This window comes from Blastococcus sp. KM273129, assembly GCF_021698995.1.
Taxonomy (GTDB): Bacteria; Actinomycetota; Actinomycetes; order Mycobacteriales; family Geodermatophilaceae; genus Blastococcus.
Window position 1 is genome coordinate 1 of record NZ_SSXB01000004.1, and the last position, 21,866, is coordinate 21,866.

Annotated in this window: 24 protein-coding genes and 1 riboswitch; of the genes, 8 read left to right on the plus strand and 16 right to left on the minus strand. The window is 73.4% G+C overall.

Annotated elements, in window-relative coordinates; all coding sequences use genetic code 11:
- Nucleotides 1-94 precede the first annotated feature (94 nt).
- The 4 genes from E9565_RS02045 to E9565_RS02060 all read right to left on the minus strand — a co-directional run bounded on the left by E9565_RS02045 (nt 95) and on the right by E9565_RS02060 (nt 2,500).
- Nucleotides 95-1,243 (minus strand): YihY/virulence factor BrkB family protein, encoded by a 1,149-nt coding sequence (locus tag E9565_RS02045; RefSeq protein ID WP_236827043.1) that lies wholly within the window; start codon nt 1,241-1,243, stop codon nt 95-97.
- 86 nt (nt 1,244-1,329) lie between these two features.
- On the minus strand, nt 1,330-1,602 hold the full coding sequence (locus tag E9565_RS02050) for a DUF4235 domain-containing protein (protein ID WP_236827042.1): 273 nt from the start codon (nt 1,600-1,602) through the stop codon (nt 1,330-1,332).
- On the minus strand, nt 1,599-2,057 hold the full coding sequence (locus tag E9565_RS02055; RefSeq protein ID WP_236833965.1) for a DUF3618 domain-containing protein: 459 nt from the start codon (nt 2,055-2,057) through the stop codon (nt 1,599-1,601). The genes E9565_RS02050 and E9565_RS02055 overlap by 4 nt, the downstream gene beginning before the upstream one ends.
- Complete coding sequence (locus E9565_RS02060; protein WP_236827040.1) at nt 2,054-2,500, minus strand: phage holin family protein; 447 nt, start codon at nt 2,498-2,500, stop codon at nt 2,054-2,056. Before E9565_RS02060 ends, E9565_RS02055 begins: the two co-directional genes overlap by 4 nt.
- A 122-nt stretch (nt 2,501-2,622) precedes the next feature.
- Between E9565_RS02060 and E9565_RS02065 the strand changes: the two genes are divergently transcribed.
- Nucleotides 2,623-2,835, plus strand: coding sequence for a hypothetical protein (locus E9565_RS02065; RefSeq protein WP_236827039.1), 213 nt, complete (start codon nt 2,623-2,625; stop codon nt 2,833-2,835).
- 38 nt (nt 2,836-2,873) lie between these two features.
- Here the strand turns inward: E9565_RS02065 and E9565_RS02070 are convergent, their stop codons facing one another.
- Genes E9565_RS02070 through E9565_RS02080 form a run of 3 tightly spaced genes read right to left on the minus strand, consistent with a single transcriptional unit; the run spans nt 2,874 to nt 5,323 of the window.
- Nucleotides 2,874-3,857, minus strand: a complete 984-nt coding sequence (locus E9565_RS02070; protein ID WP_236833966.1) for an aldo/keto reductase family protein — start codon at nt 3,855-3,857, stop codon at nt 2,874-2,876.
- A gap of 11 nt (nt 3,858-3,868) precedes the next feature.
- Nucleotides 3,869-4,678, minus strand: a complete 810-nt coding sequence (locus E9565_RS02075; RefSeq protein WP_236833967.1) for an MBL fold metallo-hydrolase — start codon at nt 4,676-4,678, stop codon at nt 3,869-3,871.
- A gap of 30 nt (nt 4,679-4,708) precedes the next feature.
- Nucleotides 4,709-5,323: a DUF3043 domain-containing protein gene (locus E9565_RS02080; protein ID WP_236833968.1), complete on the minus strand. Its 615-nt coding sequence runs from the start codon at nt 5,321-5,323 to the stop codon at nt 4,709-4,711.
- Nucleotides 5,324-5,473: 150 nt separating this feature from the next.
- Between E9565_RS02080 and E9565_RS02085 the strand changes: the two genes are divergently transcribed.
- A complete protein-coding gene (locus E9565_RS02085; RefSeq protein ID WP_091931329.1) occupies nt 5,474-5,821 on the plus strand; it encodes an iron-sulfur cluster assembly accessory protein in 348 nt (115 codons plus the stop codon).
- Between the two features lie 55 nt (nt 5,822-5,876).
- Here the strand turns inward: E9565_RS02085 and asnB are convergent, their stop codons facing one another.
- Genes asnB through E9565_RS02100 form a run of 3 tightly spaced genes read right to left on the minus strand, consistent with a single transcriptional unit; the run spans nt 5,877 to nt 8,560 of the window.
- Entirely contained in the window at nt 5,877-7,808 is a 1,932-nt protein-coding gene (gene asnB / locus E9565_RS02090; protein ID WP_236827035.1) for an asparagine synthase (glutamine-hydrolyzing), read from the minus strand.
- A 40-nt stretch (nt 7,809-7,848) separates the two neighbouring features.
- The gene (locus tag E9565_RS02095; RefSeq protein WP_236833969.1) at nt 7,849-8,205 is read right to left on the minus strand and encodes a DUF3817 domain-containing protein; all 357 of its coding nucleotides are present in this window, start codon (nt 8,203-8,205) and stop codon (nt 7,849-7,851) included.
- Nucleotides 8,195-8,560 (minus strand): metalloprotease, encoded by a 366-nt coding sequence (locus tag E9565_RS02100; protein WP_236827033.1) that lies wholly within the window; start codon nt 8,558-8,560, stop codon nt 8,195-8,197. The genes E9565_RS02095 and E9565_RS02100 overlap by 11 nt, the downstream gene beginning before the upstream one ends.
- A 292-nt stretch (nt 8,561-8,852) precedes the next feature.
- Here E9565_RS02100 and coxB point away from each other — a divergent pair, with 292 nt between their 5' ends.
- Together coxB and E9565_RS02110 are read left to right on the plus strand one after the other, a co-directional pair.
- Nucleotides 8,853-9,752: a cytochrome c oxidase subunit II gene (gene coxB / locus E9565_RS02105; protein WP_236827032.1), complete on the plus strand. Its 900-nt coding sequence runs from the start codon at nt 8,853-8,855 to the stop codon at nt 9,750-9,752.
- 51 nt (nt 9,753-9,803) lie between these two features.
- The gene (locus E9565_RS02110; RefSeq protein WP_236827031.1) at nt 9,804-10,208 is read left to right on the plus strand and encodes a cytochrome c oxidase subunit 4; all 405 of its coding nucleotides are present in this window, start codon (nt 9,804-9,806) and stop codon (nt 10,206-10,208) included.
- A 778-nt stretch (nt 10,209-10,986) separates the two neighbouring features.
- On the opposite strand, the gene E9565_RS02115 is transcribed toward E9565_RS02110, so the two are convergent.
- From E9565_RS02115 to E9565_RS02135, 4 genes are all read right to left on the minus strand, one after another.
- Nucleotides 10,987-12,672, minus strand: coding sequence for a cytochrome bc complex cytochrome b subunit (locus tag E9565_RS02115; protein WP_236827030.1), 1,686 nt, complete (start codon nt 12,670-12,672; stop codon nt 10,987-10,989).
- Complete coding sequence (locus E9565_RS02120) at nt 12,672-13,784, minus strand: ubiquinol-cytochrome c reductase iron-sulfur subunit (RefSeq protein ID WP_236833970.1); 1,113 nt, start codon at nt 13,782-13,784, stop codon at nt 12,672-12,674. The genes E9565_RS02115 and E9565_RS02120 overlap by 1 nt, the downstream gene beginning before the upstream one ends.
- Nucleotides 13,785-13,857: 73 nt before the next feature.
- Entirely contained in the window at nt 13,858-14,700 is an 843-nt protein-coding gene (locus E9565_RS22875; RefSeq protein ID WP_308113058.1) for a cytochrome c, read from the minus strand.
- Between the two features lie 7 nt (nt 14,701-14,707).
- Nucleotides 14,708-15,328 carry a heme-copper oxidase subunit III gene (locus E9565_RS02135; RefSeq protein ID WP_255714590.1) on the minus strand — a complete coding sequence of 207 codons (621 nt, stop codon included), beginning with the start codon at nt 15,326-15,328 and terminating at the stop codon, nt 14,708-14,710.
- Between the two features lie 123 nt (nt 15,329-15,451).
- On the opposite strand from E9565_RS02135, the gene E9565_RS02140 reads away from it, so the two are divergent.
- Entirely contained in the window at nt 15,452-15,880 is a 429-nt protein-coding gene (locus tag E9565_RS02140; RefSeq protein ID WP_236833971.1) for a hypothetical protein, read from the plus strand.
- The gene (gene trpD, locus E9565_RS02145) at nt 15,877-16,941 is read left to right on the plus strand and encodes an anthranilate phosphoribosyltransferase (RefSeq protein WP_236833972.1); all 1,065 of its coding nucleotides are present in this window, start codon (nt 15,877-15,879) and stop codon (nt 16,939-16,941) included. Before E9565_RS02140 ends, trpD begins: the two co-directional genes overlap by 4 nt.
- 51 nt (nt 16,942-16,992) lie before the next feature.
- Here the strand turns inward: trpD and E9565_RS02150 are convergent, their stop codons facing one another.
- Nucleotides 16,993-17,280: an Lrp/AsnC family transcriptional regulator gene (locus E9565_RS02150; protein ID WP_236827026.1), complete on the minus strand. Its 288-nt coding sequence runs from the start codon at nt 17,278-17,280 to the stop codon at nt 16,993-16,995.
- Nucleotides 17,277-19,058 (minus strand): DEDD exonuclease domain-containing protein, encoded by a 1,782-nt coding sequence (locus tag E9565_RS02155; protein WP_236833973.1) that lies wholly within the window; start codon nt 19,056-19,058, stop codon nt 17,277-17,279. The genes E9565_RS02150 and E9565_RS02155 overlap by 4 nt, the downstream gene beginning before the upstream one ends.
- Nucleotides 19,059-19,292: 234 nt before the next feature.
- Here E9565_RS02155 and E9565_RS02160 point away from each other — a divergent pair, with 234 nt between their 5' ends.
- Together E9565_RS02160 and E9565_RS02165 are read left to right on the plus strand one after the other, a co-directional pair.
- Entirely contained in the window at nt 19,293-21,044 is a 1,752-nt protein-coding gene (locus E9565_RS02160) for a M15 family metallopeptidase (protein WP_236833974.1), read from the plus strand.
- Between the two features lie 76 nt (nt 21,045-21,120).
- A complete protein-coding gene (locus tag E9565_RS02165; protein ID WP_255714647.1) occupies nt 21,121-21,441 on the plus strand; it encodes a hypothetical protein in 321 nt (106 codons plus the stop codon).
- Between the two features lie 214 nt (nt 21,442-21,655).
- A riboswitch (cyclic di-AMP (ydaO/yuaA leader) is annotated at nt 21,656-21,804 on the plus strand.
- The last annotated feature ends 62 nt before the right edge of the window (nt 21,805-21,866 follow it).

Genomic DNA, 21,866 nt, shown 5'->3' on the forward strand with positions numbered 1-21,866 from the left:
GACCCGACCACCGCGCTGCACCCCACGGCCGGACGCTGAAGCACCCGGCCCGATGCCCCCTGCCCGCTACAGCTCTTGACTGGCGAGGCGAAAGCTAGGGCGCGTTCTTCCGCGTCGGGTCGCTGTCGCCCTTCTCCGGCTCTGCCTTGGCCGGCAGCGTGTCCGCCTTCACCGCGTCGCGCTCACCCATCGGCACCGGCTCGCCGTCGGTGGTGTCCAGGCCCGTCTGGTGCTCGGCCTCGGAGTTGATCTCGGCGCCGAGGAGCACCAGGTAGCAGGTGAGGTACAGCCACAGCATCAGCACGATGACGCCGGCGATCGCCCCGTAGGTGGCGTCGTAGGAGCCGAAGTTGTTGACGTAGAAGGTGAAGCCGAGGCTGACCAGCGCCCAGACGACGGTGACGACGACCGAGCCGAGGCTGACCCAGCGGAACTTCGGTGAGTCCCGGTCCGGGGCGACCCGGTAGAGCACCGCGAGCGACCCCGCGACGACCAGGAGCAGCGCCACCCACCGCGCGATCTCGAGCAGCACGGTGCCCACCGCGCCCAGCGGCAGCAGGTCGATGACGATCGGCAGCACGGCGACCAGGCCGATGGTCAGCACGACGAACACGATGGCGCCGAGGGTGAGGGCCAGGGAGAGCGCCCGGAGCTTCACGAAGTTCCGGGTCTCGACCTCGTCGTAGGCGATGTTGACGGCCTTGACCAGGTTGTTCACGCCCCCGGACGCGCTCCAGAGCGCAGCGAGGATCGAGAGGACCAGGCTGAGGGTGAGCGCCCCGCCGGCGTTCTCGGTGATGGCGGTGACCTGGTCCTCGATCAGCCCCTGCGCGGTCTCGGGCAGGCCGGCGGTGAACTCCTCGACCTGCGCGGCGGCCTGCTCGGGGGAGGCGACGAGGCCGTAGATCGAGATCAGCGCCAGCAGCGCCGGGAAGATCGCCAGGAACCCGAAGAACGCCACCCCGCCGGCGATGATCGGCATGTTGTCGGCGTTGTTCTCCGCCCACGCCCGCTTGAGCACCTGCTTCCAGCCACCGGCCGGGATCTGCAGCGGGTTCGCGGCACGGATGCCCGGCAGCTGCTCGGGGGCGGGTGCGTCCGGGGGGAGCCGGTGGGGGTCCCGCTCGGGACCGTCCCCGTCCCCGGCCGCGGCCCGGGCCGCGGCCGCGCGCCGGGCCGCCTTCTCCTCGACGCGCTGCCGGATCCGGTCGACGGCGCTCTCGCGGGGGCGGGTGCCGGTCACTGCGTCTCCCTGGTGCTGGGCCGTCGTCCGGCCATGGTCGGTGGGGCGGCCGGTGGCCGGGACGGCGGTCCCGGCCACCGGGGGCGTCAGTCGCCCGGCCAGGCCCCGGTGAGCTTGGTGAAGCCCTGCGCGCCGAGGCGGTCGATGGTCGCCTTGGTGGCCGCGAAGATCGCGCCCTGCAGCGCCGCGGAGACGACGATCTCCCACATCGGGTACTCGGTCTGGAGCGCATCGGGCGCGTCGTCCTCGCCGCTGATGCGCTTCCACACCTGCTTGAAGACCGCCCCGGACACCGCGCCCGCGAGCACACCCGCCGCGAGGCCGATGGGCCGGTAGGCGAGCTTGGCTCCCTTGCTCAACGCTTCCTCCTCCTGCTGCGCCGGGCCTTCTTCTCGGCCCGCATCGTGGATGTCCGGACGTCCTTCGCCGCCTTCTGCGCCGCCTTCCGCCGGGCGGCGAGCTCCTTGCGCGCCCGCTTGGCCTCGCGCTTGCGGCCGACCCGCGCCCCGACGATCAGCTCCTCGGTGCTGGCCAGGCGCCGGGCCCGCCGCCGGCGCCACAGCAGCAGCCCGACCAGGCCGGCCAGCGCGGCACCCGCGCCGGCGAACACCGGCGGGCTCTCGCGGTAGGTCTCCACGGCGGTGTCCTTGGCGCGGGCGGCGCTCTCCTTGGCCCGGGCGGGGACGTCGAGCCGCTGGCTCAGCTCGTCGACGGTGCTCGCGAGCTGGTCGCGGGTCTCCTCGATCTCGGCCCGGATGGCGTCGGGGTCGGTGGGGCCGCCCGAGGCCTGGCCGTCGTCCTTCGGCGTGCTCACCGGCGCGCACTCTCCTTCACGGTCGCGATGTCGGTCCTGACACCGGCCAGCGCCTCCTGCGGCACCGGCGGTGCGCCCTGCTGCACGTCCTTCTTGCCGACGAGGGCGAGGACGCCCGCGACGGCGAAGAGGACGACGGTGACGATCAGCGCCGACAGCCACGCCGGCATCACCAGCGCCAGGGCGAGGATGACGGTGGTGATCAGGGTGGCCAACCCGAAGAAGGCGACCAGCCCGGCGGCGCCGAACAGCCCGGCCCCCACCCCCAGCTTCTTCGCCTTCTGGGTCACCTCGGCCTGGGCGAGGCGGGCCTCGTCCCGGACCAGCGTGCTGATCTGCTCGGTGAGCCGGCTGATCAGCTCGCCGGTGGATGCGTTCTCGGGCTCGGCGCCGACGGCTGCGCGGGTCGCGCCCGCCGTGGCGTCGGGGCGGGGTGTGCTCATCGGTCCTCCGGGTGGACGGCGTCGATGCACCTCCATGCCCCCTGCGGACGGGCCGTAACCGACGTGGCGATCACAGCTGGGGACGACGGGCCCGGCGCGCCCCACGCCGCTAGCCTGCCCGCATGAGCTGGCACTGGCGCCTCGAGGACCCGTCCGGATCGACGCTGGACCCCGCCGCGGTGGGGGTCGAGGTGCCGGCGCACGACAACCAGGGCGACGCGGAGTCCTGGCTCGGCGAGAACTGGCGTGAGCTGCTCGACCGCGGCGTCGCCACGGTGAGCCTCTTCGACGGCGACCGGAAGGCCTACGGCCCCATGGGGCTCGCCGCCACCTGACCCTCCACTGGAGGTCGAGGGTCAGGTGGCGGGGGTCGTCAGCCGCGGGCCGTCTTCGAGGGGTTGCGCTCGATGACGTCACCGAGGACCTCGTCGATCCGGGCCAGGACCTCCGCGTCGAGCCGCACGCCGGCCGCCGCCACGTTGTCGTGCACCTGCTCGGGCCGGGTGGCGCCGATGATCGCCGCCGCCACGTTCGGGTTCTGCAGCACCCAGGCGAGCGCCAGCTGGGCCATCGAGAGGCCCAGGTCGCCGGCGATCGGGCGGAGGTCCTGCACGCGGGCCAGCAGGTCGTCGCGCATGAACCGCTGCATCGACTGGCCGGCCTCGGCGTGGCCGGCGCGGCTGCCGGCCGGCGGCTGCTCACCCGGCCGGTACTTGCCGGTGAGGACCCCCTGGGCCAGCGGCGACCAGACGATCTGGGACAGCCCTTCGCGCTCCGAGGTCGGCACGACCTCGGGCTCGATGACCCGCCACAGCATCGAGTACTGCGGCTGGTTGCTGATCAGGTGGATGCCGAGCTCGCGGGCCAGCGCGGCACCGGCGGCGATCTGCTCGGCGTTCCACTCCGACACCCCGATGTAGAGGGCCTTGCCCGAGCGGACGAGGTCCGCGAACGCGGTCATCGTCTCCTCGAGCGGCACGGTCGGGTCGTAGCGGTGGGCCTGGTACAGGTCGACGTAGTCGGTCCGCAGCCGGCGCAGCGAGGCGTGGCAGCTCTCGATGACGTGCTTGCGGCCCAGCCCGCGGTCGTTGCGGCCCGGCCCCGTGGGCCAGTACACCTTCGTGAAGAGCTCGATCGACTCGCGGCGGTGGCCGGCGAGCGCCTCGCCCAGCACCGTCTCGGCGCGGGTGCCGGCGTAGACGTCGGCGGTGTCGAAGGTGGTGATGCCGGCGTCGAGGGCGGCGCGGACGCAGGCGTGCGCGGCCTCCTCCTCGACCTGGCCACCGTGGGTCAGCCAGTTGCCGTACGCGATCTCGGAGATGGTCAGGCCGGAGCGGCCGAGGCGTCTGAATTCCACGGAGGGCGACGTTATGCGCCCGGGCGGAGCGTCGCCTGCCCGGGCCGGGCCTCGACGGTCGCGCCGTCGGGGACCAGCCGTGCGCCCAGCCCGGCGAGGCGCTCGGCCAGCACCGCGGCCGGCGGGTTGTGGTGCCCCAGGTGGACGGCGACGACATCGGTGCCACCGGTGACCGCTCCGGCGGTGCGCAGCCGCGCCAGCTGGTCGGGGAAGGTGTGCAGGTCCAGGTGGCCGGTGTCGTGGTCGGTCACGTCGCCGAAGGTCTCCTCCAGCAGCACGACGTCGTAGGCGGCGCCGCGGGCCGCCTCGACGGTGCGCGCGGGCAGCGGGCCGGTGTCGGTGGCGTAGAGCAGCCGGGCGCCGTCGGGCCCGGTCACGTCGTAGAGGACCGTCGGCACCTCGTGCTCGGCGGCGAGGGCGCGGATGCGGTACCCCGCGCGGTGCAGCGTCCCGCCGGGCTCGACGGCGACGAGGTCGACCGGGTCGTCGGGGCCGAGCCACGGGCGCAGCATGGTCGGCACGGGGGAGGGGCCGACGACCGTGAGCGGCTGGGTGCGCCGCACCCACTGCCGGGCGAGCAGCGCCAGCGGCGCGCAGTGGTCGGCGTGGTCGTGGGTGACCAGGACGGTGTGCACGCCGGCGAGGGAGATGCCGTCCGGCGGTGGCGCCGGGGCCAGGTCGAGCAGCAGCGTGCCGTCGACCAGGGCGGACGTCGGCCGGCGCAGCTCGCCGCGGCGCCGGGAGTCGGCGCAGGACCCGCAGGTGCACCACGGGTTGGGCCAGCCGTCGGCGGCACCGGTGCCGAGGAGGGTGACGCGCACGGCCGCGCCGCGGTGGTTACCGGCGCCGGATCAGACGTCGGCGCCCAGCGGCACCTCGGGCTTCGGGAAACGCCAGCGGCGGATCATGGTCGACCGGCTGATGCCGTACCAGACCAGGCCCTTCATCTTGTGCTGCCCGTCGGGGAACCGGGTGCGGACGGCGCTCTTGATCTTCCGGCCCAGCACGACCGAGTCCATGATCAGCAGCAGGAAGAAGCCCAGCAGCAGGAAGCTCGTGTAGCTCTTCACGGCCATGCTGGGCACGAAGGTACCGACCAGGGCGACGCCGGCGATGGCCAGGAAGAAGCTGCCGACGTTGCGGCGGCTGTCGACGATGTCGCGCACGAGCTTGCGCTCGGGTCCGCGGTCGCGGGCGGGCAGGTAGTCGCCGTCACCGCGGGCGATGCCCTGGCGCGACTCCGCGCGGCGCAGCGCCTGCTGCTCGCGCATGCGCTTGTAGGCCTCCTTGCGCGTGGTGGGCGGCGGCGGGGGAGGGCCCGGGCGCCGGCCCTGCGCCTCGCTCCGCCGCGGCGTCGGCCGGCCCTTGCCGCCGCTCTTGACCAGCTGCGCGGTCAGCTCGCCGTCCTCGGGGGAGGCGGCGGTCGTCTCGGCGGTGTCACGGCGGCCGGGCAGGCGGAGCTTCACGACCGGTGAGTCTACGTGTGTGAGCAACGAGGCCCCGGAGTTCGCACGGGGAGCCGTACAGTGGACGCACGGGAAGAGGAGCCGTTCCGGCGGCGTTGGTCCGTCACGGAACGCGCGTGCGCGGACACCTCGGAGGGAGAGGACAGGAATATGACGGTGCAGGACACCGCGGCCACCGGCGTCGTGCTCAGCGACCCCGCGGCCGCCAAGGTCAAGGCTCTGCTGGACCAGGAGGGTCGTGACGACCTGCGGCTGCGCATCGCCGTCCAGCCCGGTGGTTGCTCCGGCCTGCGGTACCAGCTGTTCTTCGACGAGCGGTTCCTCGACGGCGACCAGACCTACGACTTCGGCGGGGTCGAGGTCATCGTCGACCGGATGAGCGGCCCCTACCTCGGCGGCGCGGTCATCGACTTCGTCGACAGCATCGAGAAGCAGGGCTTCACGATCGACAACCCCAACGCGCAGGGCTCCTGCGCGTGCGGTGACTCCTTCAACTGAGCCGCCCGAACGACCGAGGCCCGGTTCCCTCGCGGGGGGACCGGGCCTCGTCGTCTCACAACCGGACGGGGTAGACCGTCTCCGGGATGTCCGGCTTGATCCGCTGCTCGACGAAGATGCCGTGCCACACCATGAACACCAGCAGCGTCCACAGCTTGCGGGAGTGGTCGACGGGGGAGCCGGCCCGCTGGTTCTGCCGGTGCGCGGTGAGCATGGCCAGCACCTGCTGCTTGTCCAGCCACTCCTCGGTGCGGCTGTCCTCGATGGTCTGCCGGGCCCAGTCGTGGAGGTCCTCGGCCAGCCAGTGGCGGGTGGGCACCGGGAAGCCGAGCTTGCGGCGGTTCAGCACGTGCGGCGGCACGATCTGCTCGAGGGCGCGCCGCAGGGCGAACTTCGTCGTCTCCCTGGTCACCCGCTGCTCGACCGGGATGGTGGAGGCGACCCGGAACACCTCGGGGTCGAGGAAGGGGACGCGCAGCTCCAGGGAGTTGGCCATCGTCATCTTGTCGGCCTTGACCAGGATGTCGCCGCGGAGCCAGGTGAACAGGTCGACGTACTGCATGGCGGTCACGTCGTCGTAGCCGGCCGCGCGGGTGCGCTCGTAGAGCTCGCGGGTGACGGCGACGTGCGACAGGTCCGGGTCGCGCTTCTCGAGGAAGGTCAGCTCGTCGTCCCGGAAGATGCGCGCGTTGCCGTAGTAGCGCTGCTCCAGGGGGATGGAGCCGCGTCGCAGCAGGTCCTTCCCGCGCAGGCCGTCGGGGAGCCTGGTCGACAGCGCGCCGAGGGCGCGGCGGATGCCGCCGGGCAGCTTGTCGAAGGCGGCCAGGGACAGCGGCTCCCGGTAGATGTTGTAGCCGCCGAACAGCTCGTCGGCGCCTTCGCCGGAGAGCACCACCTTGACGTGCTTGCGCGCCTCGCGGGCCACGAAGTACAGCGGCACGAGCGCAGGGTCGGCGACCGGGTCGTCGAGGTACCAGACGACGAGCGGGATCGACTCCGCGAACTCCTCCGGGGTCACCACCTTGGTGATGTGCTCGACGCCGATCGCGGCCGCCGACTCCGCGGCGACGTCGATCTCGGAGAAGCCCTGCCGCTCGAAGCCGACGGTGAAGGTCATGAGATCGGGGTTGTAGCGCTTGGCGAGGGCCGCGATGGCGGTGGAGTCGATGCCGCCGGAGAGGAAGGAGCCGACGGTGACGTCGGCCCGCATGTGCACCCGCACGGAGTCGTCGAGCACCTCGGCGATCCGGTCGTACAGCTCCTGCTGCTCGTCCTTGGCGACCGGCCGGATCGGGAAGGTCGGGTGGAAGTAGCGCTCGGTGGACAGCTCGCCGTCGACCACCCGGAAACGGGTGCCGCTCTCGATGCGCCGGACGCCCCGGTGCAGCGTGGCCGGCTCCGGCACGTACTGGAGCGTCAGGTAGTGCTGCAGCGAGGCCGGGTCGACGCCGCCTGCCGCGGTGCTCCCGCCCAGCAGCTCCAGCAGTGCCTTCTTCTCGGAGGAGAAGGCGATGGCACCGTCGGCCAGGCGGGTGGTGAACAGCGGCTTGATCCCGAAGGGGTCGCGGGCGCCGAACACGGTGCGCGTCCCGCTGTCCCAGATGACGAAGGCGAACATGCCCCGGAGCCGGTCGACCACCTCCTCGCCCCACAGGTGGTAGCCGGCGACGATCGCCTCCGTGTCGCCCTCGGTCGCGAACGTCGCGCCGGCGGCCGCGAGCTCCTCGCGCAGCTCCACGTAGTTGTAGATCTCGCCGTTGAAGACGATCCGGTAGCGGCCGTCGGCGTACGGCATCGGCTGGTGGCTGTGCTCGATGTCGATGAAGGCCAGGCGGTTGAAGCCGTAGACGACACGGTCGTCGTGCCAGACCTCGTTCTCGTCGGGGCCGCGGTGCCGCAGGCAGTGCAGCGCGTCACGGACGTCGGAGACCACGTCGTCGGTCACCCGGGGGGCGTCGGTCGAGAAGTAGGCGAGCAGGCCACACATGGGGCGGGAGAACTCCGGAGGTCGGGGGTGGCCGGGGAGGTCAGACGCGTTCGCCGGCGCGGGTCTTCGCGGTGGCCTTGCGCTCGGCGTAGAAGGAGAGCACGGGCACGGTCCCGGCGAGGAGCGTGAGCACCGTCCCCTTGGGCGTCCACCGCGCGCGCAGGGCGAGGTCCACCGTCGCGATGAAGAAGAGCGCGTACAGCCACCCGTGCGCGGTGCCCAGCACCGTCGACGGGCCCGGGATGCCGGCGAGGTGGTTGAGCGGCACCGCGACGAAGATGAGCAGGATCAGCAGGACGCCGACCACGTTCGCCATGACCCGGTACCGCTGCAGGGCGGCGCCCACCCCGCGGTCGTCGCCCCGGCCGGTGGGGGTGGCGGTCCGTTCAGCGGCCATCGGTGCTCCGTTGTCCCAGGGCCCGCTCGTTGAGCTCGGCGAGGTAGGCGTTGTAGGCGGCGAGCTCGGGGTCGCCGGTCGTGTCGATGCGCGGCCGCTGGTACAGCACCACCGCGTTGCCCGGCTGGTCCTCGTCGGGGGAGCGGTGCAGCTCGTCCCGCACCATCCGGGAGTAGAACCACAGCCCCATGACGCCGTAGAGCGGCCACTGCAGGGCGTAGCTCCAGTTCACCGCGCCGCCGCCGGCCTCCGCCTTCGACAGCTGCCAGTGGCCCAGGAAGAGGGTGGCGACGAACAAGGCCGCCACGAGCAGGTGCAGCAGCACCCACCTCGGGGTCAGCAGCCGGGAGAACACGGCACCGACTCTAACCGCCCGGCGCGTACCGGCGGCCGGTACGGCGGGCGTGCGCGTCGGGCGGTGGGGCAGGTCACGGGCCGGCGTCGGCCACCCCGGCCCGCCCGGTCCGGCACCAGCGCGCCCCCGCGGCTGCGACCCGCCCGGACGTCTCCGGTGGTCGGCCCCTGAGGCGGGTCGGCTAGTCTCGGCCCACACTGGGTCCGGCGTGGATGTGCTGTGCCGCGAACCGGTGGGGATCCGATGCAACGACCGCCCGGAGGCCGGGTGGAGGACGAGGAGGCAGCGAGCAGTGGCTCGAGGCAGCAGGCTCGCGCGGCTGGCCGCGCTCGGTCTCCTGGGGGGACTCACCCTCACCGGATGCGAGCTCGGCGAGGCCAGCTGGTGGGAGGAGAACTTCGTCCGGTGGGGGTGGCCGGAGGGCGTCACCGATGAGGCCGAGGCCATGCGGAACCTCTGGATCGGCTCCACCTACGCGGCGTTGATCATCGGTGCGGCGGTCTGGGCGCTCATCGCCTGGACCGTGATCCGCCACCGGAAGAAGAGTGACGAGCTGCCCCGGCAGACGGCGTACAACCTGCCGTTGGAGATCGTCTACACGATCCTGCCGTTCATCATCATCGCCGGGCTCTTCTTCTTCACGGTCAACACCCAGAACCAGGTGCGGGACCTCAGCGACGACCCGGACGAGGTCATCGCCGTCAACGCCTTCAAGTGGAACTGGCAGTTCGTGTACACCGACACCGCCGGCCCCGACGGGGAGCCGGTCGACACCGTGGGCACGAGCACCGAGATCCCGATCCTCGTCGTGCCGACCGACCGCACCGTCCGGTTCAACCTGGCGTCCGCGGACGTGATCCACTCGTTCTGGGTGCCGGAGTTCCTCTTCAAGCTCGACGTGATCCCGGGCAACGAGAACGGCCGGGACAACGTCTTCGACGTGACCGTCCGCGAGGAGGGCGCCTACGTCGGTCGCTGCGCCGAGCTGTGCGGCACGTACCACGCGTACATGAACTTCGAGGTCCGAGCGGTCTCGGGTGACGACTACGACGACTACCTGGCCGCCCGCGAGTCCGGGCTGGGCACGTTCGAGGCGCTCGAGGAGATCGGGCAGGAGGGCGTGGCCGGCACCACGACGCCGCTGGACCTCGTCCTGGACAAGGTCGAGGACCTTCAGCAGACCGGTGGCTGAGGTCCCCGCTCCCGGTAACCGGTTCCCCCACATGCTCGAGGAGGCACGGCCGTGAAGGTCGAGGCACTGATCTTCAATCTCATCGCGGTGTTCTGCTTCGTCTGCGCGATCGTGTACGGCGTCTGGGCCCGGGAGCCCATCGGCACCACGGCGCTGACGCTCTCGGGCGGGCTCACCATCCTGATCGGCGGCTTCTTCTGGTTCGTCTCCCGCCGGATCGACCTCCGTCCCGAGGACCGCAAGGACGCCGAGATCGCCGACGGCGCCGGTGAGCTGGGCTTCTTCAGCCCGGCCAGCTACTGGCCGTTCACCCTGGCGCTGTCCGCCGGGCTGATGGGTCTGGGCGTGGCCTTCTGGTACTACTGGCTCATGCTCATGGCGGCGGTCGCCATCCTGGTCGCTGTCGGCGGTCTGCTGTTCGAGTACTACGTGGGGCAGAACGCGCAGCAGAGCTGAGCGCCCCGCACCACGGCTCCGGATCGACGAGAGGCCCCCTCCACCCGCGGGTGGAGGGGGCCTCTCGTCGTCTCGAAGCCGGCCGCCGGCGCGGCCGCGACCTCCCGCCGGGTTGCCAGCACTGCTGGGGCGGACCGGGGCCGCGGCCGGTGGTCCTGCCGGGCGGGGTGGGCGCACCGGTGCGGGGCAACCGCCCTGGGGCAGGGGGACCGCAGGCGAGCAGCGGGCCGTGGAGCGCACCTGGCCGTGCGCGGCGCTCCACCGGCGGGTGTGCGGTGCATCGCCTCGCCCTCGCCACGGCACGGAGGGGCCGGGCGAGGGGACGGGCGCCCTCGATGGGCGTGCGCCGGGGTTCGGTGGCGTCACCCGGCCGAGGCGGTGGAGCGTCCAGGCGCCGGCGAGCCGGCCGGCACGGCATCCGTCGTAGTCGGTGCCCCGGTCGAGTCGCCGACCGGGTGGAGCCGCTGACCCGGTCGAGCCGCTGACCCGGTCGAGCCGCTGACCCGGTCCAGCCGGCACGGGCGCGCCAGGGGTCCCTACGCCCCGCGAGCGGCCGTGGCGCCGCAGAGCCGAGCACAGGGAGCGCCCGGAGGCGTTCCCGAGCGGCTGCGCCTGCCGTCCGCGCTCCGCAGCCGCTGGTGCCGCGGCCGCGCCCAGACGGGGTGGAGCCGGCCCGGACGCCGGGCCCGCTCGCCGGCCCGGCTGCGGGCGTACGGGACCCGGACCAGCAGAAGGGCCCCGGTGGAAACTCCACCGGGGCCCTTCTCGCGGGTGTCGATCAGTCGCGCGGATCCTGCGGGCGACCACCGTCGGAGGGACGGCCACCCTCGGAGGGGCGACCCGAGCTCGTCAGCTCCCGCTCCGATTCGCCGGCGGAGAGTCCGCGGCCCTCGGCACGTTGCTCGATCTCGACCGCGGTCGGCTCCTCCACGGGGGAGAAGAAGCCGCGGACAGCGCGCCGCGCGGCACCCACCTGGTTCATCTTCTTGGGCACCGGAGCACCGCCGTAGGCGAGCTGGCCGTGACCGTGGGCGTCCACCGGACCGATCGGCTGGTGGACCTCGATGAACTCACCGTGGGGCAGACGGCGGATGACGCCGGTCTCGATGCCGTGCTCGAGCACCTCCCGGTCGTGCTGCTGCAGACCGAGGCAGATGCGGTAGGTGATCACGTAGACGATCGGCGGGAGGAGGACCATCCCGATGCGGCCGGCCCAGGTCATCGCGTTCAGGCTGATGTCGAACTTGTCGGCGACCACGTCGTTGCCACCGGAGATCAGCAGCACCACGTAGAAGGCGATCGACATCATGCCCAGCGAGGTGCGGACGGGGACGTCGCGGGGACGCTGGAGCAGGTGGTGCGACGCGGTGTCGCCGGTCAGCTTCCGCTCGATCATCGGGTAGAAGAGCAGCAGCGTGAAGACGATGCCCGGCAGGACCGCGGTCGGCCAGAACAGCGCGGGGATCGTGTAGTCGCCCGGCAGGTTGATGTCCCACGCCGGGAAGAGCCGCGAGGAACCGTCCAGCCACATGATGTACCAGTCGGGCTGGGAGGCGGCCGAGACCTGGGCCGGGTTGTACGGGCCCCACAGCCAGACCGGGTTGATCTGCACCAGGCCGCCCAGCGCGGCGCACGCCCCGAACACCACGAACAGCAGACCGGTCGCCTTGCCCGCGAAGGTCGGGAAGAGGCGGTTGCCGACCACGTTGTGCTCGGTGCGGCCCGGGCCGGGGAACTGGGTGTGCTTCTGCTTGACCAGGATCAGCAGGTGGACCGCGATCAGCGCCAGCAGGATCGCCGGGATGAGCAGCACGTGGGCGATGTAGAGCCGGCCGATGATCAGCTCACCGATGTAGTCCCCGCCGAAGACGGCCCAGTGCACCCAGGTGCCCACGACCGGGATGGCCAGGATGATCGCCGACATGATCCGGAGACCCGTGCCGGAGAGCAGGTCGTCGGGGAGGGAGTAGCCGGAGAAGCCCTCGAGCAGCGCCAGGATCAGGATCACGACGCCGATCAGCCAGTTGCTCTCCCGCGGGCGGCGGAACGCGCCCGTGAAGAAGATGCGCAGCAGGTGCACGACGATCGCCGCCACGAACATCAGCGCCGCCCAGTGGTGCAGCTGGCGCATGAAGAGACCACCGCGGACGTCGAACGACAGGTCCAGGGTGGAGGCGTAGGCGATCGACATGTCGATGCCGCGCAGCGGGTCGTAGGACCCGTCGTACGTCACCTCGGTCATCGAGGCCTGGTAGAAGAACGTCAGGTAGGTGCCCGACAGCAGCAGGATGATGAAGCAGTAGAGCGCGATCTCCCCGAGCAGGAACGACCAGTGGTCGGGGAAGACCTTGTTGAGGGTCCGCCGGAGAGGTCCGGCGACGACGAGGCGGTCGTCGATCTCGAGGCCGGCCTTGCCGAGCCTCGTGGTCGGGGCCCCCGGCGCCGTGGCGGTGCGAGCTGCCATCAGATGCGCTCCCGGTTCCAGTAGGTGGGGCCGACCGCCTCAGGGTAGTCGCTGCGGGCGACGAAGAATCCCTCGTCGTCAACCGTGATGGGCAGCTGCGGCAGTGATCGGGTGGCGGGGCCGAAGACCGGCTTCGCGCCCTGGGTGACGTCGAACATCGACTGGTGGCAGGGGCACAGGATGCGGCTGGTCTCCTGCTCGTACAGCGACACCGGGCAGCCGGCGTGCGTGCAGATCTTCGAGTAGGCGACGTAGTCGCCGTAGCCGTAGTCCTCGCTGCCCTCGCGGGGGCGGAGCGACTCGATCTGCTCGGGGCGGAGGCGGATGAGCATGGTGGGCGCGTCCGTCATCCGGTTGCCGCCCGGGACCGCCGGGAAGACGGTCTCCAGCGAGCCGGGCTCCTGGTCGCCCGGCCGGACCGGGCTGCCGTCGTCGCGGAGCAGCCGGACACCCTCGGCCCAGGCGGTCTGGCCGAGCGTGTTCCCGCGGCTCGGGTTGTTGATCAGCCCGCCGAGCGGCGCCAGCAGCATGACGCCGACGCCGGCGCCCATGAATCCCAGGGAGCGGGTGATCAGCTTGCGGCGGGGCAGCCCGCTGTTGTGGTACCCGCCGACCAGGGTCGCGCCGGTGGTGACCCGGTCGAAGTGGGAGCCGTCGTGCTTGTCCTGCACCGCGGTCTCGTGGGGCAGGAGCTTCTTCGTGTACAGCACCAGGCCCGCGCCGACGAGGACGAGGGACAGCCCCATGAACAGGCCGAGCATCGGCGTGAACAGGGCGCTCCAGACCGTGCCCTCCTCGGTCCACGACCACTGGGGGAGGAACCAGCCCGAGCCGACGTAGACGACCAGGAACAGGAAGGCGGAGACCCCGGCGAGGGTGAACGTCAGGCCGACCTGGCGGACGGCCCGCCGCTCCATGGCGGAGCCCGGCTCCGGGCCCGGGTCGACGTGAAGGATCTCCACGCCGTCGTACCGGGCGCCGAGCAGGTCCAGCTCCTCGCGGCGCATGGCCGCGAGCTGCTCGGGGGTGTAGTCGTCGTCCGGGCCGCCGTGCAGCGGGCCGGGCGTCTCGTCGCCGCCCGTGGATCCCGGGCGGGTGTCGCGGGTGCTCACGCTTCCTCCTCGCCGGCGGTCGTGGTCAGCGATCGCGCGGCAGCCGTGGTGGTCGATGGGCCGGCGGGCGTGTTCACGCCTTGCTCCCCATCCAGAAGATGCCGAACAGGAGCGCGCTCATGCCCACGACCCAGATGACCAGGCCCTCACCGACCGGGCCGATTCGACCGACGCCGGCACCGCCCGGGTCGGCCATGTTCTGGATCGTCTGCACGTAGAGGATGATCGAGCGCTTCTCCTCCGGGGTGAGCTGGTTGTCGCCGAAGACGGGCATGTTCTCGGGACCGGTCAGCATCGCGGTGTAGATCTCGAGGTCGGAGGAGCCCTCCAGGCTGGGCGCCGCCTTGCCGGAGGAGAGCGCGCCGCCCTGCCCGACGAAGTTGTGGCAGGACGCGCAGTTGAGCCGGAACAGCTCACCGCCGAGGGCGAGGTCGCCCTCGCGCAGGTCGCCCGACGGGAGCGTCGGGCCGCCGCCGTTGGCCTGGACGTAGGCCATGAGCTGGTCGATCTCCTCGTCGGAGAACACGGCCGGCTTGTCGGGGGCGTCGGCCTCCTGGCGGACCAGCGGCATGCGGCCGGTGTGCACCTGGAAGTAGACCGAGGCCGCCCCGACACCGATCAGCGACGGGCCCCGGTTGGGCACGCCCTCGAGGTTCTCGCCGTGGCAGGAGATGCAGCTGCGCTCGTACAGCTCGCGCCCGGCCGCCTCGGCCGCCGACTCGCTGGTGACGTCGTCGGCCGCCTGGGCGGGGGCCAGCACCGCGTACAGGGAGCCGGTGAGGATGAGCGAGGCCATGAGGCCCGCGACGTTGGCCAGACGCCGGCGGTGCTTGGAGCGGCGGCGGGCGCGGGCCCGGTCGACGGGCGTGCCGGCGTCGGCGAGCGGCGCGTCGGGCTGCGGGTTCGTGGTGGACACCGTTCCCCTATCGGATGAAGTAGATCGTGGCGAACAGGGCGATCCACACGACGTCGACGAAGTGCCAGTAGTACGAGACCACGATGGCCGAGGTCGCCTGGGCCGGCGTGAAGCGGCCCATGGTGGACCTGATCAGCACGTAGACGAAGGCGACGAGGCCACCGATGACGTGCAGGCCGTGGAAGCCCGTCGTGAGGTAGAAGACCGAGCCGTAGGTGGACGACGAGATCGTCGTGCCGTCGTGCACCAGCTCGTAGTACTCGTAGCCCTGGCCCAGCACGAAGATGAGGCCCATGGCGAAGGTGATCGTGAACCAGCGGCGGAGGCCGTAGACGTTGCCCGCTTCGGCCGCGAAGACGCCGAACTGGCAGGTGACCGAGGAGCTGACCAGGATCAGCGTGATCACGAGCGCGTAGGGGACGTTCAGCTCGGTCGGCTCCGGCGGCCACCCCTCGGTGGCCCGGGCTCGCGCGGTGAAGTACATGGCGAACAGACCGGCGAAGAACATCAGCTCGCTGGCGAGCCAGATGATCGTGCCGACGCTGACCATGTTCGGTCGGGTCAGGGAGTGCACCCGCGAGGTGTCGAAGGTGCTGCTCGCGACGGGGGCCGTTGTCACGGGGCTCATCATGGCATCGGCAGGGCGCCGTCACGACCGCGGGTGGTGACGGCGTGGCGACCTTGTGATCAGCTCGATACCGATGCACCGGCCGGGCCTGCGCGGATGCGTCCGGGCACTAGGCTCGCCGGCGTGAGTGCCGCCGAGAAGCCCGCCGCACCGGCCACCGTGCTGCTCTACAGCCACCGTCCCGAGGTCCGCGACGCGGTGCGGGCCGCGGTCGGGCGGCAGCCGGCCCCCGACGTGGGGCCGTTGACCTGGCTGGAGTGCTCGACCGGCGACGAGGTCGTCGCCGCGGTCGACGCGGGAGGGATCGACGTCTGCGTGCTCGACGGCGAGGCGCAGCCCACCGGCGGGATGGCGCTGGCCCGCCAGTTGGAGATGGAGGTCGCCGACCGGCCGGCCGTCTGCCTGCTCGTGGCGCGCCAGCCCGACCGCTGGCTGGCGCACTGGTCGCGCGCGGAGGCGACCCTGGCCCTGCCGGTCGACCCGCTGGTCGCGCCCGGCGTGGTCGCCGACCTCGTGCGCGCCCGCGCGGGGCGGCCCGCGGCGCGCCGGTGACGCCCCGGGGGACGCCGGCGCCCACCGCGCCCACCTGGCCCGGGCTGCTCAACCGCCTGCTGGCCGGGGAGGACCTCACCGCGGACGACACCCGCTGGGCCATGCGGGAGGTGATGACCGGTGAGGCGACCCCCGCCCAGGTGGCCGGCTTCACCGTCGCGCTGCGCGCCAAGGGGGAGGCCCCGCGGGAGGTCGCCGGGCTCGCCGCCGAGATGCTGGCCCAGGCCACGCCGGTCCAGCTGCCCATGGACTGCGTCGACATCGTCGGGACCGGCGGCGACGGCGCCCACACGGTCAACATCTCCACGATGGCCGCGGTGGTCACCGCCGCCGCGGGCGCTCCCGTGGCCAAGCACGGCAACCGGGCGGCGTCGTCGTCGTCGGGCGCGGCCGACGTCCTCGAGGCGCTCGGGGTGGTCATCGACCTGCCGGCCGACGCCGTCGCCACCTGCGTCCGCGAGGCCGGGATCGGGTTCTTCTTCGCCCCGGTGTTCCACCCCGGGATGCGGCACGCCGCTGCCCCGCGCCGGGAGATGGGCATCGGCACGGTGTTCAACTTCCTGGGGCCGCTCACCAACCCCGCACGCCCGGTGGCCGCGGCGATCGGCTGCGCCAACGCGCGGATGGCCCCGGTCCTCGCGGAGGTGCTCGCCGCCCGGGGGACGCGGGCGCTGGTGTTCCGCGGCGACGACGGGCTGGACGAGCTGACGACCGCCACGACCTCGTCGGTCTGGGTGGTCCGCGACGGCGAGGTGGTACCCGACCGCGTCGACCCGAGCGCGCTCGGCATCGAGGCGCCGGCGCCGGACGCCCTGCGCGGCGGTGACGCCCGGGCGAACGCGGAGGTCTTCCGCCGCGTCGTCGACGGCCAGCGCGGGCCGGTGCGGGACGCCGTGCTGCTCAACGCGGCCGCTGCGCTGGTCGCCTTCGACGAGCGGCCCGCGAGGTTGCACGACGGCCTCGCCGCCGGCCTGGAGCGGGCGGCCGCGGCGGTCGACGACGGACGCGCGGCGGCGCTGCTCGACCGCTGGGTCGAGGTCAGCCGCGCGGCCCGCGGTTAGGCGCTTCCAGAGGCTCGCCCCGAGCTCGCGGGGGAGGAGGAGGACCCCTCGTCAGACGTCGGTGTCGAACCCGATGGAGAACGCCGCCTCCAGGTCGTGCCGGGAGTACGCGCGGAAGGCGATGTGGGTGTCGGTGTCCTCCACCCCGGGGACCTTGTTGATCCGGCCGGCGATGACCTCGGCGACCTGCTCGAACTCGCGGACGCGGACGACGGCGATCAGATCGGCCTCACCGGCGACGGAGTAGACCTCGCTGACCCCGTCGAGCTCGGCGACGGCCTGCGCGACCTCGGCGATCGAGTCGGTGGCGGCGTCGATCATCACGATGGCGGTGATCACGCCGGGGATGCTATCCGCTCCGGGCGGGCCCGGGTGCCCAGCGACCGCCCGTCGGCGAACGGGTCGGTCGCGTCGCGACCGGCCTCGACGCGTGCGAGGAAACCGCTGTAGGCGCCGGTGCCGGGCGCCGCGCAGGCGAGGGTGCCGGTCACCTGCACCAGCCGGGTGCCGGGCTTCTCCAGCCAGCGCAGGACGAGCTCGGTCTCGTCGACCGACGTCGGCTGCTCGGCGTCGGCGCCGGGCACGGTCTCCGCCGTCGCCAGGAGGCCCGGCAGCACGCTGCGGACGGTGCTGCCCCGCGGCGCGTTGCCGGCGGCGGCGAGGCGCCCGTACCGGACGACGGAGAGCTCCCAGCCGCCCTGGCCGTCGGGGCGGGCCAGCACCAGCTCGGGGACGGTCGCCAGGGATGCCAGCCGTTGCCGCCGCCGGACGGCCCGGACCAGCACCGCCACCCGGTCGCGCAGCACGGCGGCGTCCTCGTAGCGCTCCTCGGCCGCCAGGCGATCCACCCGGTCCAGCAGCGGGCCGAGCAGGGGGCGGGGGTCGTGGCCGACGGCCGCGGCGAAGACGGCCGCCACCCCGGCGTACTCGGGTACCGACTGCGCGCCGGTGCAGGGCGCGCCGCAGCGCCCCATCTCGGCCAGGACGCAGGCGCTCACCGGGGTGCGGGGGGACAGCCGGGCGGTGCACTGCCGCAGCGGCAGCACCTCGTGGACGGCGGCCACCGCAGCGTCCGCGGCGCGGCGGTCGGGGAACGGCCCGAGGAACACGCCGGCCTCGGGGCGCACCCGCCGCACCACCGACAGCCGGGGGAAGGGCTCCTCGGTGAGCCGGACCCACAGCGCCCGCTCGGGGAAGCGGGACCGGCGGTTGTAGCGCGGCTTGTGCCGCGCGATCAGGCGCAGCTCGCGGACCGCCGCCTCGAGCGCGTGGGCGCAGGGGATCGCCTCCACCCGCTGGGCGAGGCCGACCATCTCGGTGATCCGGCTGCGCTGCTCGCCGGAGGTGAAGTAGCTGCGGACCCGGCTGCGCAGGTCACCGGAGGTGCCCACGTACAGCGGCTCGTCCTTCGGGCCGCGGAACAGGTAGACGCCGGGGCCGTGCGGCACCTCGTCGGCCAGGTGCCGCTTCCGCCGGCGCTCGGGGTCGACCTGCCGGGTGAGCCCGGTCAGCTCCTCCAGGGTGGTGACCCCCAGCGGCCCCAGCCGCTCGAAGAGGCCGTGCAGCACGTCGACGGTGGCCCGTGCGTCGTCCAGGGCCCGGTGCGTGGGCGAGGTGGTGGCCGAGAAGTACGGGGCCAGGGTGGCCAGCTTGCAGTTGGGCACCTCGTCCCGGCTGAGCAGCCGCCGGGCGAGGACGGCGGTGTCGACGGAGGCGGCCGCCGGCCACGCCATCGCGTTCTCGGCGCACGCAGCCTTGAGGAAGCCGAGGTCGAAGGGGGCGTTGTGCGCGACGAGGACCGCGCCGCGGGCGAACTCCAGGAAGGCCGGGAGCACGGCACCGATCCGGGGGGCCGTGGCGACCATCGTCGAGGTGATGCCGGTGAGGACGCTGATGTAGGGCGGGATCTCGTGGCCCGGGTCCACGAGCGTCTGGAACTCCCCGAGCACCTGGCCGCCGCGGACGCGTACCGCGCCGATCTCGGTGATGGCGCTGTCCTTCGGCGAGCCGCCGGTGGTCTCCAGGTCGACGACGACGAACGTCACCTGCGCCAGCGGCGTCCCGACCTCGTCGATCGAGACCTGCTGGTAGCGCGGTGGTGCGGGGGGAGGTGCCACGGCGCGGACGCTAGGTCGGGGTGCTGACAGTCCGGGGGACGCGCGCCGGGCAGCCGACCGCCCCGACCCGCTCGCCGCACCCCCCGGGCAGGGGGTCCGGCGCCGCCCGACCGGGGGGAGCAGAGCAGCCCGGCGGGGCCACCGCCTGGCTTTCCACCCCCGGACGGGACACCATGCACTGCCAGCGCCCGTCGCCGCCCGCGCGACACGGCCCGTTCCTGGAGGTGGTCGGCGATGCCCGCGCGCTCCTGGGCGCACCCGTCCGGCCGGTCCCGGTGGCGGGCGGGGGTCGTGGCCCTCGCGGTCCTCGCGGCGTGCGCGGTGGTGCTCCCGGCCGGTCCTGCCCTCGCCGCGCCCAGCGACCAGCCCGGCGGCACCTCCGGGGTGCTGGAGAGCCGCGACCTCGACCGGCTGCAGCAGCGCGCCGCGGAGGTCCAGGACGAGCTCCGGGCCCGCCAGGCCGAGGTGGTCGCCGCCCGCGACGCGCTCGCCGCTGCGCAGCAGGAGGTCGACGAGGCGCAGGCGCTCCTCGACGAGGCGCAGGGCGTGCTGGCCGGGCACCAGCGGGAGGTGGCCGACTACGCGGCCGCCGTCTACCGGGACGGTGGCGCCCTCACGCCGCTGACCCTGCTGCTGAACGGCGGCGACCCGGGGGAGGTGCTCTCCGGGCTGGGGTTCCTCGACGTGGTGGACGCGCACGCCGCCCGGGTGATCGGTGTGGCCGAGGGCCACCGGCGCGGCGCGCTGGACGAGCAGGCGCGGGCCCAGGCCGCGCTCGACCAGGCCCGGGCGCGGGCCGACGAGGTGGGCGCACGGGTGGCCGAGCTGGAGGCGGCGGCCGAGGCGGTCACGGCCGAGCTCGGTGACGCGCTCGCCGTCGTCGACGGCCAGCTGGCCCAGCTGCAGCGGGAGCAGCTCTCGGTCAACGAGCAGACGGCGGCCAGCTGGCGGGCCTACGTCGAGCAGCTGCGCGCCGCGGGCCTGGCCGAGGTGCCGGCGTCCGCGCTGCGCGACCCCGAGCGCGGCCTGCCCGGCAGCCTGGTGCCGGTGGGCGCGGGCGGGGGTGGCGCCCAGCGCGGCGTGGCCCAGCTGCCCGGCCGCCCCACCTCGCTGCTCGTGCTGCCCGCGGAGACGCTGGCGGCGGTCGGGAGCGCCATGGAGGCGCTCGGCCAGCCCTACGCCCCCGGGACGACGGGGCCGGACTCCTGGGACTGCGGCGCCCTGGTGCAGGCCGTCTACGGCCGGAGCGGGGTCCCCCTGCCGGCGACGCAGGGCGAGCTGTTCGCGCGCACGGTCCCCGTCGCCCCTGCCGACGTGCTCCCCGGGGACCTGGTCTTCCTCGGCTCGCCGGAGGCCGGGCTGGGGCACGTGGGCCTGGCGCTGGACCAGCGGACGATGCTCGCCGCCGACGCCCGGGCCGGCGCGGTGGTGGTGCGGACGCTGCCGGGCGACCAGGTGCTCGGCGTGGGCCGCCCGGTCCTGGGCCAGCGACCGCCCGTCGCCGTGCCGGAGCCGTCCGGTGGCGCGCTGCGGACCGAGTGCGGCAACACCGTCTACCCACCCAGCTACGACGGCGGCCGGGCCTGGGGCGGCTACCCGAACGGCCTGATCCCGCCCAGCGCGATGTGCCCGCTGGGCGTCGGCGGGCACACGCTGCGGTGCGACGCGGCCGCGGCCTACCGGGCCATGGCGGCGGCCTACGCCGCGGACTTCGGGCGCCCGCTGTGCATCACCGACTCCTACCGCACCTACGCCGGCCAGGTGAAGCTCTACGGGGAGAAGCCGGCGCTGGCGGCGATCCCGGGTACGAGCAACCACGGCTGGGGGCTCGCGGTGGACCTGTGCGGCGGCATCCAGTCCTTCGGGACGCCGCAGTACGCCTGGATGGTGGCCAACGCCGGCCGCTTCGGCTTCCTCCACCCGACCTGGGCCGATCCCGGCAACGGGCGCGAGGAGCCGTGGCACTGGGAGTACGCGGGCAGCTGACCCCGCCCGGCGCCGTGGCCGGAAATGTCGGTGCCTCCTCCTAGCGTGCGCAGCGACTCACGGAGGAGAGAACGCCATGCTCATCGACTGCGACACCTGCACCGCCCGCGGGACCGGCTGCGCCGACTGCGTGGTGACCGTGCTGCTCGGGGCCCCACCGGGGTGGCAGGGGGTCGACCCGGTCGTCGTCCCGATGGCCGGGCGCGCCCGCGGCGGCCCGGCCCCGGCCGCGGAAGACGTCGTCGTCCCACCGCCGGGTGTGGTGGTGGAGTTCGACGAGGTGGAGCGGCGGGCCGTCCGGGCGCTCGCCGAGGGCGGGCTGGTGCCCCCGCTGCGGCACCCGGACGGCGCCGGCGGTCACGGCGGCGGCCGGTCCGATGGCCGGCGCACGGGCTGAGCTCCGGCCTGCGCCGACCGCCTCCCTCACACAGCGTCAGGGGGCTCCGCGGCGAGGCGTGCCCCTGACCTGGGGACTCTCGTCCCACAGGTTTCTCCGACCACCATTTGTCACGGCCGCATCACGGTCGTTAGGGTTCTCGCCGTCCGGCCGGGTGGTCGTCATCCGTCGATGGATGGCCTCGACCGGACACCGCCTAATCACCGCCGGGCGCGCACCACTGGCGCCCACGGTGTACCGGGGACCCACCGCACTCCTGGGGTGAGTTCTCCCGCAGCCGGTCCGCCGGTGCGCGGGGGATAGGGCCAGTCTTCCCAGCCCGAACCCGTCAGCTAACTCGGTCGGCGGTCGCAGAGGAAGAAACGGAGAGCCGCCGCTCGTGGCGACCCCTCACGCACTGCTGACGCACGCCCCCGAACAGCTCC

Excerpts from the sequence above, each read along its gene's own strand:
- E9565_RS02060 (WP_236827040.1), bottom strand. The coding sequence starts at position 2,500 with ATGAGCACACCCCGCCCCGACGCCACGGCGGGCGCGACCCGCGCAGCC.
- E9565_RS02065 (WP_236827039.1), top strand. The coding sequence starts at position 2,623 with ATGAGCTGGCACTGGCGCCTCGAGGACCCGTCCGGATCGACGCTGGAC.
- E9565_RS02085 (WP_091931329.1), top strand. The coding sequence starts at position 5,474 with ATGACGGTGCAGGACACCGCGGCCACCGGCGTCGTGCTCAGCGACCCC.
- asnB (WP_236827035.1), bottom strand. The coding sequence starts at position 7,808 with ATGTGTGGCCTGCTCGCCTACTTCTCGACCGACGCCCCCCGGGTGACC.
- E9565_RS02095 (WP_236833969.1), bottom strand. The coding sequence starts at position 8,205 with ATGGCCGCTGAACGGACCGCCACCCCCACCGGCCGGGGCGACGACCGC.
- E9565_RS02115 (WP_236827030.1), bottom strand. The coding sequence starts at position 12,672 with ATGGCAGCTCGCACCGCCACGGCGCCGGGGGCCCCGACCACGAGGCTC.
- E9565_RS02135 (WP_255714590.1), bottom strand. The coding sequence starts at position 15,328 with ATGAGCCCCGTGACAACGGCCCCCGTCGCGAGCAGCACCTTCGACACC.
- E9565_RS02160 (WP_236833974.1), top strand. The coding sequence starts at position 19,293 with ATGCCCGCGCGCTCCTGGGCGCACCCGTCCGGCCGGTCCCGGTGGCGG.
- E9565_RS02165 (WP_255714647.1), top strand. The coding sequence starts at position 21,121 with ATGCTCATCGACTGCGACACCTGCACCGCCCGCGGGACCGGCTGCGCC.